Below are 14,740 nucleotides of genomic sequence, written 5' to 3' on the forward strand. Positions count from 1 at the left end.
CAGAAAGGAGTGCTTCATACGGTCGCGACGAACCTGAGTATATACTTGTAGGAAGCTCGGAGCTGGTTCGGTTGGTTTAGTTGCCATGTCGATACAATGTAATTACATATTAAAGATAATAATAATCAGAGATATATACAACGTTTCTAGCCGAAAAGAGGCAAAATGACGTGCAACGGTCTCAATCGGTACATAGTCGGAGCTTATTGGTAAATACTTCTCTTTATTAAATTCTTAGGCCTAGCTAGTGGGTGTCTTCCGCTTATGCTTGGTTTGAGTGCTAAGATAGTATTTTTTCGCCTATTTATATTTCGAGAGCAACCTTTTTCGAGTGGTTCCCTACTTGCTTGTTTCTGTGACTTGTAGAGCTGTACCCTAATGCCAAATCGCTCAATGCAAAAGGCGGTGTGTCATAATGCACAAACTGCTGTTTTGCTTGCGACATTCGGCTTCGATCACATACTTTAGTATGCTCCCGTCAGCCTCAGTCTTAGCGCCTTACATTTTGCGGATTCTGAGACACCTTAAAAGGGGCTGCGCCAAAATTCAATTTTGACACAGCCCCATTCTTCTACTTTTTGGTTAAGGAGTGTTAAGGATTTACCAAGAATTTTCGGGAAATAAGCAGGCAGTTTATAAAGGCAGATAGAACTGTTGCACTAAGTTGAAGGGAACATTTAGTCGGATTGATGGATACACCTGCACGAATAAGCTCACCAAAACAAATAAATTGAAGGAGTGAAACATCCAAAAGTATAGGATAAGTGTATCAAACCTCTCCAAACACAATCATAAAACACTGATAACAAAGATGTTACAAAAGACCGTTCTAAGGGGCTATTTCCACTCGTCTGGGAGGTAAGAGCAGAAACGTGTTCAGACGCAGCCTAGAGGCCGCTAGAGGGCAAATACGCAGTCTGCCTCCATGCGCCCACATCTGGATCGAAGCCTCCTCCAGAGCTCTGAAGAGTGAGCTACTATCAACAGAATTCAAAAAAAATGTTTCATAGCAATCCTAGAGCATCGCTTGGCAAAGCCCCAAAGCCTTTGCCTCACCAAGCCTGCTACACGACATATTACTGGCCTTGTATGCCCGACCAAGGAGTAATAATACAGCAACCAGAGAGACGGGAAAAGATCCACAACAGCCAGTGAATTGAACAATTTGACTGCTATTCTATTAATTAGTTGTAACTTTGTAACTCGGCAGAGATGCAAACTAAGTTAAAAAATTACTCTCTAATAGGTTTTTGTAAATGAGCAATTTCGTAGGGAATCTTATCCCAAACACGTTCTTCGTAACCAAGGGTAGCGGAGAATCTGACCTAGAGCTCCATGCTGGCTCTTACCACATGGCTCTCTTCGATGCTGGAATCTCTGATTTCAACATCATGGTGTATTCATCGGTGCTACCTGCTACGGCTCGTCTAGCAACGATGGACGAAATCGACCTACCACCATTCGGTTCGGAGCTGAAGACAATCCTAGCGGTTTCTCACGGTCAGCAGGACGAATTTGTATCGGCTGGTGTGGTATACGCTTGGATGTATGCCGACGAAAACTTCGATAAGAAGGTAGGCGGACTAGTCTGTGAGGTAAGCGGTCGCTACCGCATTGAGGAGCTAGAGGCACGTCTGATCCGCGTGATCAATGACCTGCATGCTAAGACTTATTCGCAGTACTACCTCGGTGAGTTGAACTTCGTAACCGAAGGGATCACGATTGAGAAGCGCTATGGTACAGCACTAGCAGGGCTGTGCTTCGTAGACTTCAAGCTCCCACAAGTAGAGGCTGCTTTGGAAGGTCACTAAGGCTCCATCGGGGTGTAGCCCCATGTGATCTAGACAATAAATTTAGGCGGCAAGTGAGAGTTCTCACTTGCCGCCTAATTTATTGGGCCATCTTGCTTGCTCAGTAGACCTGCACCCCGTCTAAAGCTTAAAAGTTAGTCGATGATGTGGCGAAGGGCCATACTCGGCAATGGCTGCTCGGTGTTCCTTGGTCGGGTAACCCTTATGTTTATCCCAGCCATACTCAGGGAATAGCCTCGCAAGCCTGAGCATCTCTTGGTCACGATGTGTCTTAGCGAGGATAGAAGCTGCCGCAATGCTTGCGATCTTGCCGTCGCCCTTGACAATGCAGTGGTGCTCGATACCCTCGTAAGGCGTGAAGCGGTTACCATCAATCAGCAGACGATCGGGACGAATAGAGAGAGCCGCTACCGCTCGGTGCATCGCCAGATGCGATGCTCTGAGGATATTGATCTCATCAATTTCCTCTGCCGTACAGACCCCTACTGCCCAAGCCAAGGCCTCTCGCTCGATGATCGGACGGAGCAAATCACGCTTACGCTCGGTGAGTTGCTTGGAGTCGTGCAGGAATGGATGCTGGAAGTCTGAAGGCAAAATTACGGCTGCGGCATACACAGGACCAGCCAAACAGCCTCGGCCTGCTTCGTCACAGCCACATTCTATCAGGTCATCTTGGATATATCTAGCGAGAAGCATCGTCTACTATAGGGTTGGATCGAAATGCTCGGCGAGCTACGATGTAGATCGGGTGATAGGTCAGCGGCACACCTCCCTCGGGCTGTCCGTACTGCTCGGTATAGGTATGCTCAAAGGTACGCAGTCGCTCAGCCGTCCAGACAGACGAGTGGGCAGAGGTCGCCGTAACGCCCGTACGTTTGAGATGCAGAAGCACCTCCCTCGGGGTAGAGAAAGAGAGGGGATAAACTTCGTCCATAAGCTGTAGATCCGTATAGTCCCTAAACCAGTCGGAGATCTCGGTAAGTGAATGATAATGTAGCCCCTGCCCCGTAAGTATTTTGATCTCGATCAGATTTTCTGGGCCGAAAGTACTTAGCAGCAATATCCCACCGGGACGGAGTCGATTGTGTAGTGATCTGACGAAGGCTTCACCATCATGAAACCATTGTATCGCTGAGGCAGAGATAATCAGATCGTAGTCCGTACCCAAATCAATCTGCTCGGCATCTCCCATAATCAGCTCAGGCGTCGAGGCATAGCGTGGACGAAAATCGCCATACTCCAGCATACACGAGCCAAGATCGTTGAGTGTCCAGTGTTTTACTTCGCAGAGGTTATCGACATATTTGCTCAGCCCAGCCGTACCACAGCCTACCTCAAGCACACGATCGAAGGATTTCTGCCCGGCAGCCTCTAACAGCTTGCCAAGCCTCTGGTAGATATGTTTCTGCGCTACGGCATAGCGATCGTAAGACGCTGCCGATGCGCTAAAGCGTTTGCCGACGATTGCCTTATCAATCAGTGGTGTCGCCTTGGTGTCTACGCCCATAGCTCCTCCCACGTTGTAGCTCCTCCTAGCAAATAGTGTGCTGCGTTTGTATCCATTCTGCTCTCCACGCCTTGTCCACGCCAGTAAGCCAGCTGATTGTCGGCAGGGATAATGCGATCTTCCTGCCCAATGAGGGCAAGTGACCATCGCAGTGCATCGGCCTTGGGAAGGGAACGCTCGGCCGAAACTTCGTGCCGATAGACCGCCTCGAGCTCTGCTTTGATTTCATCGGTGGAGCGTTTGGCCAGAGCCTCGAAGAGATGGCGGTAGGTCTTACCTCCGCACATACGGCGATTGAAGCGCACTCGGTTGGCTTCGCTCAGACCATTCATTGTCCCCTCGAAGACGGCCTGCGGAATGCCCCAAGCGTCATCGACGGGATAGCCCGTACCGCAAATGGCTACGGCACGCTCTAGCGGCAGAGCCTCTGCAAGCCTTAGCGCAAAGCGATCAGCAGCCCACACCCCCATAGACCAAGCTACAAGGCTAATGGCCTTATAGGCCGAGAGGTCGAAGTCGAGATCCAGCGAACGGTAGTCCCAGACGATGAGCAAATCGTAGCCCTCGGGACGAATGAGGTGCTCCACAGCCTCGGGCGTCATTGCCCAGCCATTGAAGTAGAGAATAAGCCTATCGGCAGGAGTAGGAGAGGAATATAATTGATATTGCATAGGGGCTTATTGGTGTTGTGTAGCCACAAGTTCGGCTACCAATGGGGCGAAGTCGCGCTCGAAGTCTGCAAGGTCTATTTCCGCAGTGAGGGATAGCCTTAGACGACAGCTCCCCTCGGGGACAGTAGGCGGACGAACAGCCAAGGCATAGTAGCCCAGAGCCTGCAAACGCTCGGCGAGCTGGACGGTCTGCTGCGCCCCACCAATAACGATCGGAATGATGTGGGTCTGGCTCGGTGTCTGTAGGCTCCACTCGCCCAATCGCTGGCGTAGATGTTCGCTTGAGGCCTTCAGCCTCTGGCGCTCGGCCGTATATCTAGGTAAAGCCTCGAAGGCAAGACGATCGTAAGCTATGGTTAGAGGCGGTAGAGCAGTGGAGAAAATCAGAGAGCGACAGCGATTGACGAGGTAACGCTTGACTACGTCCGAGCAAATCAGATAGCCACCCATACCGGCGAGAGCCTTACCGAAGGTACCAAGTAGCAGGTCAATTTGTTGAATTGTCCCTGTCGCCTCTGCCAGCCCTAGACCAGTATCGCCAAAGACACCGATAGCATGCGCCTCGTCTACGTAGAGCATCACACTGGGATAGCGCTCTTTGAGGGCAACTAAGCCTTTTAGGTCGGCACAATCGCCGTCCATACTATACACACTCTCCACCATCACGATGATGCGCTCGGCCCCGGTGTATTTATTGAGCAGACGCTCTAGATGAGCCAAATCATTGTGTCGAAATCTCTCGAAGCGGCAACCCGAGAGCCTAATGCCGTCAATCATACTGGCATGGACGAGGCGATCGGCTAGGATAATGGTTGAGCTATCGGCTAGGGCTGGGACGATCCCCACATTCATGTGGTAGCCACTGCCGAAAACGAGGGCAGCCTCACGGGCAAATCGCTCTGCAAGCAAATCCTCTAGCCTCTGGTACTCCTCGTAGTTGCCCGTCATCAGGCGAGAGGAGGTACTACCAGCTCCGCCGAGGCGATGTAGCTCTGCCTCGACTTCTTGGGCTAAGTCACCCCGTGTAGCGATGCCGAGGTAGTCATTACTCGAGAGGTTGAGCATCCTCCGTCCGTCCATATATATATAGGTACCCTCTGCTCGGGTTGTCTTGAGCGAACGAAGCATATCACTCTGGGCTAGCCCCTCCAGCTCTGCTTGATATTTACGATCCATGCTCTTGGTTCTTTTGCCGGCAAAGGTACGAAGAAACCATCGCTCTAGGGCTTGCCTGCGCTCCGCTGTTGCAGTGCCTCGGCTACTCTACCCCATAGAGCTGGAGCACCGAGGCATTCGCGCACATCTCGATGCTCGGCGATAGCCTGCCTGATAAAGGAGGAAGAGATATCCATCTGAGGAGCATCGGCGCAGTAATGCACCTCAGCTCCCTTGCTCCAGAGTGGGAGCTCCACCACCTCGTGCCCCGGCCTTGGGTAGACATAGAGGGCTGTACTATGCAGCAGGCGCTCGTACTGATGCCACGAAGGTAGAATAAGCAGATTGTCCGCACCGATAAGCATAGAGAACTCTGTCCTCGGGTACAGCATCCGAAGGGCACGCAGAGAGCGAATCGTATAGCGGGGCTGAGGCAAATCGACCTCTAGAGAGCACAGCCTAAGTCCCTCTTCCTCTCGGATTGAAGCCTCGACCAAATCACGGCGCAGGGCATAGGGAAGTTGATCGGCTTGACTCTTGAGCGGATTGAGTGGACTAAGCACTAGCCACACCTCATCGAAGCCGAGCTCCCCTTGGGCATAGCGAGCCAAAGACAAATGCCCTCGATGAATAGGATTGAACGAACCAAAATACAGGCAGACACGCCTGCTCGCACTAGTCATAGCACGCCTAAGATTGCTGCCCCTCGTCCAGCCCAAGCGTGCGCTGAGCTAGCTCGATCTCCGAGGGGATACCTGTGTGCTTACCTGCCACATCGCTTAGCTTGACGCAAGGATGCCAGCGGTCACGCTCAGTCATCTTGCACTGCCAGAGCTTCATCACGATATTCATCGGCTTGATACCATTGCCCACGTCGTTGGAGAAATTCGTACCGATACCGAAGGTCGCACCGATCTTACCTCGGCAATAGTCGGCTATCTCGATAGCTCGGTCGGTATTGAGGCCGTCCGAGAAAATGATGTACTTGATCTTGGGATCTACACGTAGCTCACGGTAGCGGGCGATCACCTTATCCGTAAACTCGAAAGCATCGCCGCTGTCGTGTCTAAGACTCGTGAAGAGCATCGCATGCTTCTTACTGAAGTTCTTCATAAACACATCGGTGGTGTAGGTATCGGTCAGCACAGCTCCGAGATCACCGTCGTAGACATTGATCCAGTCCTCCATAGCCATATAGTTAGCCATCTTGTAGCCAAACATCGCTCCATGGAACTGAATCCACTCGTGTGGGTGAGTCCCCGAAACCTTGAGGCCCAGTTTGTGGGCAATGTGCACATTGCTCGTGCCGTAGAAGTTGTCGCCCGAGTGCTGTTTGAGTAGCTCCGTCATTCGATCCTCGACCTCGAAGCTGAAGCGGCGGCGCATGCCAAACATCGAGTAGGTAATGTTGTGCTCGGTCAGCTTCTTGGCCTTGGCAATAATCGCCTGCTCGGCGTAGTCCATATCGGGCTCTGCCCCCATACAGCGGTAGTAGAGCTCACTGACTAGTGCTAGAATAGGTGTTTCCCAGAGGGTAATGCGATAGAGCAAGCCCTCGGCGACGATACTCAGATAGCCCTCGGCATCTTGGCTGACCTGAACCTCCTCGGGACGAAAGCGAAAGCCGCTGAGAAAGTCGATGTATGTAGGTGGCAGGTAAGGCAGCTCACGGTGCAGGAATAGCTCCTCGTCTGCACTGAGGCGAAGCTCGGCCATAGCATCTAGCTCGGCTCTAAGCCGCTCGGCAAACCCCTCGGGGTAACGTGTGCGTGCTCGATCTATGAAGCGAAACTGCCCGTATGCACGAGGATAGAGTTTGCTATAAGCATAGCTCGTGGTGAACTTATATAGGTCTGTGTCCAAGACCGAACGAATAATAGCCATAGTCAGATAGTTTTGAAGTGAATGATGAGCCAGCTAGATATGATCGTCCCAGAGTATCGTAGGCTGTTCGGCGTGCCCCTGATACCACTCGTGGAGCGCCTCTAGCCCATGAGCTGCAGTGCGTGTATTGCGCACTACGAGCCCGAGCGTATAGCCTCTGCTCTGCTGTAGCTCGACGGCTAGATGCGAGGCATCTAGTGCAGGCGTCTTGACGAGTAGACAAGCCTCTGCCGAGCTCTGCTCTAGCAGTGTAACCAGCTCCGAGGCGTTGTAGACCTTGGCGACAAGTACTCTATCGCCTGCGAGCATATAGGTCTGCTCGAGATGCTGAGCGACAGTATCGGTATAGGCATCGGCTGTGAGGCTAGTAAGCAAGACGACTCTGCGAGCCTTGCCCTCTTGGTGGCGATTGAGGTTGAGGCGCACAAAGTTCCACCTCAGGAATGGAGCTTTGGCACTTGGTAGCGGAATCAAACGATCCGCCCCTTGCCAATCCTCGGGCAGAGAACCACGCCCCAGCACTGGGCGACGCAGTAGCAGCTCCAGTAGCGTAGCCAAGATAGGAATAAGTATGAATAGCACCACGAGCCCAAAAGTGATATAGGCCTGTGGAGATACACTCTGCTTGGGTGAGCGTATGAATGTGTCGTCTAGGATCTCGAGCATCGACTCCTCCTCTAGGATCAGAGCATTGGTCTGAGCCTCTTGGATCAGCCGATCTATCTGGGTCAGTAGCTCTGCACGACCAGACGCATTCTTGAGCCCGAGGGATGTCGCCACTTCGTCCAGAGGGAGACGCTTCTCCCCTAGCAGTCCTTGTCTAGCCTTAGCAAGACGTGCCATATAAGTATCGAGTTCCTTACGGTAGGTCGCAAGTGCATAGCGCTCATACTCTAGCCCGATCTCACGGAAGAAGTCACGAGCGAACTCGTGCGTACAGTCCGCCATCAAGAAGAGCTCAATGAGGTTGCTACCCATATAGCGTCTGAGCTTGCTATCATATTTCTCCTGTGCATCAATATCGCTCATGCGCTTGAGCGTTAGCTCCGTGTACTCCCCGATGGGGCGTACGAGCTTAACCTCGACAGGGCCTACTGGCGTCTGGACGACCTCGCCGTAAGGCACCGAGATTGGTTTTGCTTGCTTAATGACCTTGGTCTTGTACTTGCCCTTAATGTCTGAGATCACGACTCTATCCTTGTGCACAGCGACCTCCATCTGCCATGAGTCGAAGCCATCGAGCTCCTTGCTCAAGAAGCGCAGATCAATAGGGCAATCTGGATAGATATCCTTACCCTCGTGCCAGTAGACAACGGTATAGTTCAGGCGACTGCCCGCATTGACGACAATCTGTGTAGACTCGAAATACTTGACTGCAATATCACGGTCATAGGGATTGACCATAGCCCACTGCGGGCGATAGCTCTGCTGCGGATCCGTCTCTAGCGCCTTGCTCACACGATAGCCTTGCCCCGGGTCGCTATACTTGATGCGGTAGGTGGTGAAGTACTCTCGTGTAGGCATAGGTGTGGTGGGTCGCCACACAAGTTTGATGGCTACGACGATGAGCAGACTAGCCAAGATATAGATAGGGCGCTTGAGCAGCAAGCGCACAAAACTCGTCAGGAGTGAGCTGGTAAAACCACTAGAGGTCGGAGGATTGGGTGAGTTGATCATCTAATGTAGGTGTTTGATCTTGCTGTTGGTTCTCTTGGCTCTGCTTGAGCTCGTCAATCAGTTTGTTGGCATCTTCGGCAGTAAACTTCTGTAGGTTCGTCACCATACAATCCATTTGGATAAACTGCCCATACTCGTTGCATTGTTTCACATAGCCTCTGATTAGGGGCATGATATCGCTGTTGTAGGGGAGTAGGACGACGAATATATAGAAACACTCGCCCCATATCTCCTCCTCTAGGCTACCGCCCTCCTCACTACAGCAGCGGCGTAGCTCCTCTGTCATCAGCTCCTGCTGATAGGGTAGCCAAGGGGCAAAGTCCCGACTAAGGACAATCCCATTGATGCGAATAAGCGTCCCGGAGCCTCCTAGCCCACTGGTCATAGCGACCTGACGCTCGCCTAGCAAATCTCCTACGATGCTGATGCGCAGCTGTAACTCGGCCAGCAGTGCCCACTCTCGTTTGGAGCCTGTGAGCTCTGGCAGGACTAGCTCGATCGCACGCAGAGCAGCGATACTCTCGGTGCAGGCGAGGCTGGCAAATACACGGCGCAGAAGCACTTCGCTCGGGGTGTCCATCATCAGTAGCTCGTCCATGCGTCTGATAAGCTCGTCTTCGTCGAGGTGGAGCTTGCCCTGCTCTACCCGATCTCTGAGCCGATGTACATAGCGAAAGAAGCTAGCCTGCTTGGGCATAGCCACAGGCTCTCGCAGCTGATGAATCTGCTCGGGCCGAATGAGCTCCTGTAGTTTATCGAAATCTTCCAAGGTGTAACATATATTTTAAGCCACTACGGCAAAGATAAACATACTAAACTATATCACATACCTCTAGCAAACTTAGTTTATACGACAGGACTCGCCTACTTCACCTCCTTCGTCAGAGCTGACTTAATCTATGAACAGAACGCACATTTACAAAATTTATCTACTCCATTGCACTCTCGGTGCTCTATGCATACGCCCCCGACCAACCCACAGACTCAAATACAAACCTCGTATTTGCCCCCTAGCGAGCCCTACACGGCACTCGACCTCGTTTTGGCTCTCGAACCCAGCCAAACGAAAACAACGGCTTAAAACAAGAAAAACACAAAACATTATTGATCAGACATATAGACCCACACATAAAGCGGTTTTATAAACTTATCTCACACTTTTGGGATTTTCTTCCCATCAATCTTTGAGGATTGGTGGACACATCGTAGCGGATTGATCCTACAACTACCCCAAATCTTCCCACTGACTCCATCTCTCCACCCGAACAAACTTTAAGAACCACCGTCCCATTCCAATAAAAACCTCAACAAAACCTTAACATTTCTTAACCAAAAAGTAGAGAAATAGACTAGCAAAGCCTTGGGATCTGCGACACAGCACGCAGCGTTCATACAGAGCTGAGCCAGATTAACACAGGACTAGAGCCTAGGAGCTACTGACAGAGGTCGGATTATATGCCCTCAATGAGCGAGCTATGATACCCCGGAGCATTGAGGGCTCTACATTAATAACTATCTTTGTGGCTTACAAAACAAATGACATTAGACGAACTATATGCAAGATAAGATTAAGCAACTGCTCGACGAAATCGAGGCACTTGCTGCCGAGAGCCTAGAGCAGGTAGAGGAGCTTCGCATCAAGTATATCAGCAAAAAGGGACTTGTATCTCAACTGTTTGAGGACTTCCGAAGTGTCCCCAACGAAGAGAAGCGCCTCGTAGGTCAGCTACTCAATCAGCTCAAGGAAACGGCACAAAATCGTATCAATAGCCTACGAGATGCACTCCAAAACAAGGGAGCAGAGGCCAAGGAAATCGACTGGAGCCGCACGGCCTACCCTACACCTCTAGGGACACGTCACCCTCTGACGCTCGTACAAGAGGAGATCTGCTCTATCTTCGCTCGTCTAGGGTTCTCTATCGCCGAGGGGCCAGAGATCGAGGACGACTGGCACGTATTCTCCTCGCTCAACTTCGCCGACGATCACCCTGCCCGAGATATGCAGGACACCTTCTTCGTGCAGAACGTACCCGGCAGCCTACTGCGTACTCATACCTCATCGGTACAGAGCCGAGTGATGAGCACCCAGCAGCCACCACTGCGCATCATCTGTCCCGGACGTGTGTATCGCAACGAGGCCATCAGCTACCGTGCACACTGCTTCTTCCATCAGATGGAGGCACTCTACATCGACCAAGATGTATCTTTCGCCGACCTCAAGCAGGTACTGCTCTACTTCGCCCAAGAGATGTTCGGTCCCGAAACCAAGATCCGCCTACGCCCCTCCTACTTCCCCTTCACAGAGCCTTCGGCAGAGATGGACATCAGCTGCAATATCTGTGGTGGCGAGGGCTGTGCCTTCTGTAAGCATACTGGTTGGGTAGAGATCCTCGGGTGCGGTATGGTAGACCCCAATGTACTGGAGAGCTGTGGCATCGACAGCAAACGCTACTCTGGCTATGCTCTAGGTATGGGCATCGAGCGCATCACGAACCTCAAGTATCGTGTCAAGGACCTGCGCCTCTTCTCGGAGAATGACCAGCGCTTCCTCGACCAGTTTAAGGGAGCGCACTAGACCCAAGGTGGTATGACGAGAAAGGAGCGATTTGCAGGCATCATCGGCTGGTTTGAGCAGAACGTGCCAGTGGCAGAAACCGAGCTCAACTACACGACGCCCTTTGAGCTCCTTGTGGCCGTAGTCCTATCAGCTCAGTGCACAGACAAGCGGGTGAATATGGTGACGCCTCGGCTCTTCATGGAGTACCCGACGGCATCAGCCATGGCACGAGCTAGCGAAGAAGAAATCTTCGACCTAATCCGTAGCATCAGCTACCCCAACAGTAAGTCCAAGCACCTCGTGGGGCTGGCACAGATGCTGATCGCCGACTTTGGCGGAGAGGTCCCTCAGGGGCGTGAGGAGCTGATGAAGCTCCCGGGTGTTGGGCGCAAGACAGCGAACGTGATTAGCTCTGTCATCTTCGACGAACCGACGATGGCGGTAGACACGCACGTCTTCAGAGTATCGGAGCGCATCGGACTGACCACACGCTCCAAGACTCCGCTCCAAACCGAGCAGGTACTCATACAGCACATTCCCGAGGCCATTATCCCCAAGGCGCACCACTGGCTGATCTTGCACGGGCGATACATCTGCCTAGCTCGGCGCCCTAAGTGCGAGGCTTGCGGACTAACGCCTTGGTGCCGCTACTGGAGTACTAAGCAAAAAGCAGAGGCTAAGGCCAAGGAGAAGGCCACGAAGTAATGATTAACAAGAAGCACATCACGACGACAATATGACAGAGAGAACTTTCAACCTCAATAATAGCGTTGCCCCCGTAACCCTACGCCTAATCATCATCAATACGCTCATTTGGCTGGCTCAGATGGTGGCGGAGCATCGCTTCGGGATCGACTTGGGTCAACTGCTGGGGCTACACTATTTCCCCGCCGAGGACTTCAGCATCACCCAAGCGCTGACCTATATGTTCCTACACAGCACGGACGGGATCAATCATCTATTCTTCAACATGTTCTCGCTATGGATGTTTGGTAGTGTGATTGAGCGATTTTGGGGGGCAAAGCGCTATCTATTCTTCTACCTGACCTGCGGACTGACCGCAGGGCTGGCACAAGAGCTGGTCTGGCACTACGAACTCAGGAGCCTAATTCCTCTGGCCAATGAAATGATCAACCTAGGCGATGGCATCGTCCGTTACGGTCGGGAGATACTCAATCTGCCCATGACAGTGGGTGCTTCGGGAGCTGTTTTCGGGCTTCTGCTAGCTTTCGGTATGCTGTTCCCCAATAGTGTCATCTTTTTATTCTTCCTACCTATACCAATTAAGGCTAAGTACTTCGTTATTATCTACGGTCTGATAGAGCTATTCCTCGGCATCAACCCTTCGTGGGGTAGCAATGTCGCCCATTTCGCTCACTTGGGTGGTATGCTCGGCGGTTTTATACTGATCAGACTTTGGAGAAAGAAGGGAGATATTGATGGCCCGTACAACTAATAGACTACTCGATACCAAGACTTGGGGACTGCTTGAGTGGAGCATAGCCTGCAATGTGGGCATCTCTCTGCTCGTTTGGATTAGCGGCTCTATCCTCGCTCTAGTAGGCTTGCCTGCTGGTTGGCTGGGGCGTTTGCTCAAGTTCGTTCCCGACACCTATTGGCTCGTGAGGCGCCCTTGGTCCGTGCTAACCTATTCGCTGGTGCACAGTGGGCTGCTACATCTGGCCATCAATATGGCGATCTTGTGGTTCATCGGGCGCAGATTTATCGAGGTCTTCGGGGAAAGGCGCTTTGTGCCACTCTACCTCATGGCTGCCCTCTCGGGCTCACTGCTCTATCTAGGTGGCTATTCGCTCCTACAAGCATTGGGCATTTTCGTCCTTCCGCTGGGCCTTGTCGGTTCGTCTGCGGCTATTATAGCACTGATTTTTGCCTTGGCTTTCTATACTCCTTGGCTCAAGCTCCAGACTCCACTCGGGCGCATTGGGTACGCTCAGATGGCAGGTGGTATCCTTCTGCTACAGCTACTACTCATGTTGGATAACCTAGGCGGACAGCTCGCCCACATAGGCGGAGCGGCTGTTGGCTTTGTTTTCGGCTATTGCCTACGCAAGCAAGGGCGAGATATCACGGAGCCAATCTCCAAACTTATTGACCGTCTAGCTGTTTTGCTAAGACAGAAGAGGCCTAATAGGACAAAAAAAACAAGAGAAAAGACCGACCTCCCTGTCAATCAGATCCTAGACAAGCTCCGCCAGTCGGGCTATGGTAGTCTGAGTGCAGACGAGAAACGGCAACTCTTCTCGGCCTCCGATAGGGACAAGAAGCAACAATCGTAGCGGATCGACCCTACGACACAGCACAATGAGATTAAGGCGATGAAGTTATTCCTCCTCAAAGCTTGGCGCATCATACGTGGCAGCCTGCGCTGGACGCTGTACCTCGTGACAGCTCTAGTGGCGTGCCTCTACCTGCTCGGTGCCCACTCGCCTTACATTCGCCCCACACTCACGACCATACCAGCCCTACTCGGGCTTACTTTCCCCATACTATTCGTGCTACAACTAACGGTCAGCCTATACTGGTTTGTGCGTGGACGATGGCGTATGGTTGGGCTAATGGCGATCATCTTCGCTCTATCTTGGAGCGCCCTCTCGGCTTATCTACCGATTAATCGCAAGTGGGAGCATGAGCCAACCGAGGCAGGCAAACAGATCAAAGTCCTCTCCTACAATACCAGTGCTTTCGGCTTCAAACGACACTCGCCCTCTAGCCCAAACCCAATCCTCCAATACATCAAGAGCACCGACGCCGACATTGTCTGTCTTCAGGAGTCAATGCTCGCAGATAAGGCTGAGTATGGTGTTACTTTCAAGCAGCTCAAAGCATATCTCGGGGAGCAATATCCACACATTGACCAGCGCAATGCTCAGAAGCATGGTAGCACGCTGATTTTACTCTCCAAGTATCCGATCAAAGAAGTACATCGCTTCCCGATCAAGTCGCACGCCAATGGCGCCGTTTGGTACAAGCTACAAGTTGATGATCGTGAGATCATGGTAGTCAATCTGCACTTGGAGTCTTTTCGTCTGCGCAAGAAAGATGGCGAGGGCTATGTACAGCTCGTACGAGAGCGACAGGCTCTTCGGCTCAAAGAAGCCCTTAATGCCAAGTTCGCCCCTACCTTCAGAGCACACAATGTGCAGGCTGATATGATTGCTCGGCAGATAGAAGACTATGGAAGCGAGCGGGTCATCGTCTGCGGCGACTTCAACGATACGCCCATATCCTACGCCCGTCGGCGAATTGCGCACTCACTTCAGGACGCTTATATCGAGCGAGGCAACGGTTTTGGCTTTAGCTACACGACGTGGTTCTTCGTCGTTCGCATCGACCATATCCTCTGCGGCGGAGCTTTCGTTCCTGAGAGTTCGTACGTTGATGACGCCGCTACCATGAGCGATCACCACCCAATCCACGCAACGCTTTGGTTGCCTAATCCAAAGCAATAGACCTAATC

At 52.0% G+C, this 14,740-nt stretch carries 15 protein-coding genes; 6 read left to right on the forward strand and 9 right to left on the reverse strand.

From position 1 onward, the window contains the following. Positions 1–829 precede the first annotated feature (829 nt). Positions 830–994 carry a hypothetical protein gene (locus tag HQ48_RS09320; RefSeq protein WP_160225872.1) on the reverse strand — a complete coding sequence of 55 codons (165 nt, stop codon included), beginning with the start codon at positions 992–994 and terminating at the stop codon, positions 830–832. A gap of 262 nt (positions 995–1,256) precedes the next feature. On the opposite strand from HQ48_RS09320, the gene HQ48_RS00165 reads away from it, so the two are divergent. Then, positions 1,257–1,811 (forward strand): pyruvoyl-dependent arginine decarboxylase, encoded by a 555-nt coding sequence (locus tag HQ48_RS00165; protein WP_044188465.1) that lies wholly within the window; start codon positions 1,257–1,259, stop codon positions 1,809–1,811. Between the two features lie 120 nt (positions 1,812–1,931). Here the strand turns inward: HQ48_RS00165 and HQ48_RS00170 are convergent, their stop codons facing one another. The 8 genes from HQ48_RS00170 to HQ48_RS00205 are packed head-to-tail and all read right to left on the reverse strand — an operon-like array spanning position 1,932 to position 9,474. Further along, positions 1,932–2,507, reverse strand: a complete 576-nt coding sequence (locus tag HQ48_RS00170) for a ribonuclease HII (RefSeq protein WP_044231125.1) — start codon at positions 2,505–2,507, stop codon at positions 1,932–1,934. After that, positions 2,494–3,318, reverse strand: coding sequence for a malonyl-ACP O-methyltransferase BioC (gene bioC / locus HQ48_RS00175; protein ID WP_044231266.1), 825 nt, complete (start codon positions 3,316–3,318; stop codon positions 2,494–2,496). The genes HQ48_RS00170 and bioC overlap by 14 nt, the downstream gene beginning before the upstream one ends. After that, the gene (locus HQ48_RS00180; protein WP_044231126.1) at positions 3,309–3,989 is read right to left on the reverse strand and encodes a DUF452 family protein; all 681 of its coding nucleotides are present in this window, start codon (positions 3,987–3,989) and stop codon (positions 3,309–3,311) included. Before HQ48_RS00180 ends, bioC begins: the two co-directional genes overlap by 10 nt. Before the next feature lie 6 nt (positions 3,990–3,995). After that, positions 3,996–5,165, reverse strand: a complete 1,170-nt coding sequence (locus tag HQ48_RS00185) for an 8-amino-7-oxononanoate synthase (RefSeq protein WP_044231128.1) — start codon at positions 5,163–5,165, stop codon at positions 3,996–3,998. 44 nt (positions 5,166–5,209) lie between these two features. Beyond that, positions 5,210–5,827, reverse strand: coding sequence for a nicotinate (nicotinamide) nucleotide adenylyltransferase (nadD, locus tag HQ48_RS00190; protein WP_044231130.1), 618 nt, complete (start codon positions 5,825–5,827; stop codon positions 5,210–5,212). A 7-nt stretch (positions 5,828–5,834) separates the two neighbouring features. Beyond that, a complete protein-coding gene (gene pncB, locus HQ48_RS00195) occupies positions 5,835–7,028 on the reverse strand; it encodes a nicotinate phosphoribosyltransferase (protein WP_044231132.1) in 1,194 nt (397 codons plus the stop codon). A 33-nt stretch (positions 7,029–7,061) separates the two neighbouring features. Continuing rightward, positions 7,062–8,705, reverse strand: coding sequence for a hypothetical protein (locus HQ48_RS00200; RefSeq protein WP_044231134.1), 1,644 nt, complete (start codon positions 8,703–8,705; stop codon positions 7,062–7,064). Beyond that, positions 8,674–9,474: a hypothetical protein gene (locus HQ48_RS00205; RefSeq protein WP_044231136.1), complete on the reverse strand. Its 801-nt coding sequence runs from the start codon at positions 9,472–9,474 to the stop codon at positions 8,674–8,676. Before HQ48_RS00205 ends, HQ48_RS00200 begins: the two co-directional genes overlap by 32 nt. 786 nt (positions 9,475–10,260) lie before the next feature. Between HQ48_RS00205 and pheS the strand changes: the two genes are divergently transcribed. The 5 genes from pheS to HQ48_RS00230 are packed head-to-tail and all read left to right on the forward strand — an operon-like array spanning position 10,261 to position 14,732. Beyond that, the gene (gene pheS, locus HQ48_RS00210; protein WP_044231137.1) at positions 10,261–11,280 is read left to right on the forward strand and encodes a phenylalanine--tRNA ligase subunit alpha; all 1,020 of its coding nucleotides are present in this window, start codon (positions 10,261–10,263) and stop codon (positions 11,278–11,280) included. A gap of 12 nt (positions 11,281–11,292) precedes the next feature. Then, the gene (nth, locus tag HQ48_RS00215; RefSeq protein WP_044188442.1) at positions 11,293–11,967 is read left to right on the forward strand and encodes an endonuclease III; all 675 of its coding nucleotides are present in this window, start codon (positions 11,293–11,295) and stop codon (positions 11,965–11,967) included. 31 nt (positions 11,968–11,998) lie between these two features. Next, the gene (locus tag HQ48_RS00220; protein ID WP_044231138.1) at positions 11,999–12,718 is read left to right on the forward strand and encodes a rhomboid family intramembrane serine protease; all 720 of its coding nucleotides are present in this window, start codon (positions 11,999–12,001) and stop codon (positions 12,716–12,718) included. Then, a complete protein-coding gene (locus HQ48_RS00225) occupies positions 12,702–13,559 on the forward strand; it encodes a rhomboid family intramembrane serine protease (RefSeq protein WP_044231140.1) in 858 nt (285 codons plus the stop codon). The genes HQ48_RS00220 and HQ48_RS00225 overlap by 17 nt, the downstream gene beginning before the upstream one ends. A gap of 39 nt (positions 13,560–13,598) precedes the next feature. Further along, a complete protein-coding gene (locus HQ48_RS00230; protein WP_044231141.1) occupies positions 13,599–14,732 on the forward strand; it encodes an endonuclease/exonuclease/phosphatase family protein in 1,134 nt (377 codons plus the stop codon). Positions 14,733–14,740: the final 8 nt, after the last annotated feature.

It is taken from the genome of Porphyromonas sp. COT-290 OH3588, assembly GCF_000769075.1.
Taxonomy (GTDB): domain Bacteria; phylum Bacteroidota; class Bacteroidia; order Bacteroidales; family Porphyromonadaceae; genus Porphyromonas.

Coding starts and splice junctions, on each gene's coding strand:
- HQ48_RS00165 (WP_044188465.1), top strand. CDS start 1,257: ATGAGCAATTTCGTAGGGAATCTTATCCCAAACACGTTCTTCGTAACC.
- HQ48_RS00170 (WP_044231125.1), bottom strand. CDS start 2,507: ATGCTTCTCGCTAGATATATCCAAGATGACCTGATAGAATGTGGCTGT.
- bioC (WP_044231266.1), bottom strand. CDS start 3,318: ATGGGCGTAGACACCAAGGCGACACCACTGATTGATAAGGCAATCGTC.
- HQ48_RS00180 (WP_044231126.1), bottom strand. CDS start 3,989: ATGCAATATCAATTATATTCCTCTCCTACTCCTGCCGATAGGCTTATT.
- HQ48_RS00185 (WP_044231128.1), bottom strand. CDS start 5,165: ATGGATCGTAAATATCAAGCAGAGCTGGAGGGGCTAGCCCAGAGTGAT.
- nadD (WP_044231130.1), bottom strand. CDS start 5,827: ATGACTAGTGCGAGCAGGCGTGTCTGCCTGTATTTTGGTTCGTTCAAT.
- pncB (WP_044231132.1), bottom strand. CDS start 7,028: ATGGCTATTATTCGTTCGGTCTTGGACACAGACCTATATAAGTTCACC.
- HQ48_RS00200 (WP_044231134.1), bottom strand. CDS start 8,705: ATGATCAACTCACCCAATCCTCCGACCTCTAGTGGTTTTACCAGCTCA.
- pheS (WP_044231137.1), top strand. CDS start 10,261: ATGCAAGATAAGATTAAGCAACTGCTCGACGAAATCGAGGCACTTGCT.
- nth (WP_044188442.1), top strand. CDS start 11,293: ATGACGAGAAAGGAGCGATTTGCAGGCATCATCGGCTGGTTTGAGCAG.
- HQ48_RS00220 (WP_044231138.1), top strand. CDS start 11,999: ATGACAGAGAGAACTTTCAACCTCAATAATAGCGTTGCCCCCGTAACC.
- HQ48_RS00225 (WP_044231140.1), top strand. CDS start 12,702: ATGGCCCGTACAACTAATAGACTACTCGATACCAAGACTTGGGGACTG.
- HQ48_RS00230 (WP_044231141.1), top strand. CDS start 13,599: ATGAAGTTATTCCTCCTCAAAGCTTGGCGCATCATACGTGGCAGCCTG.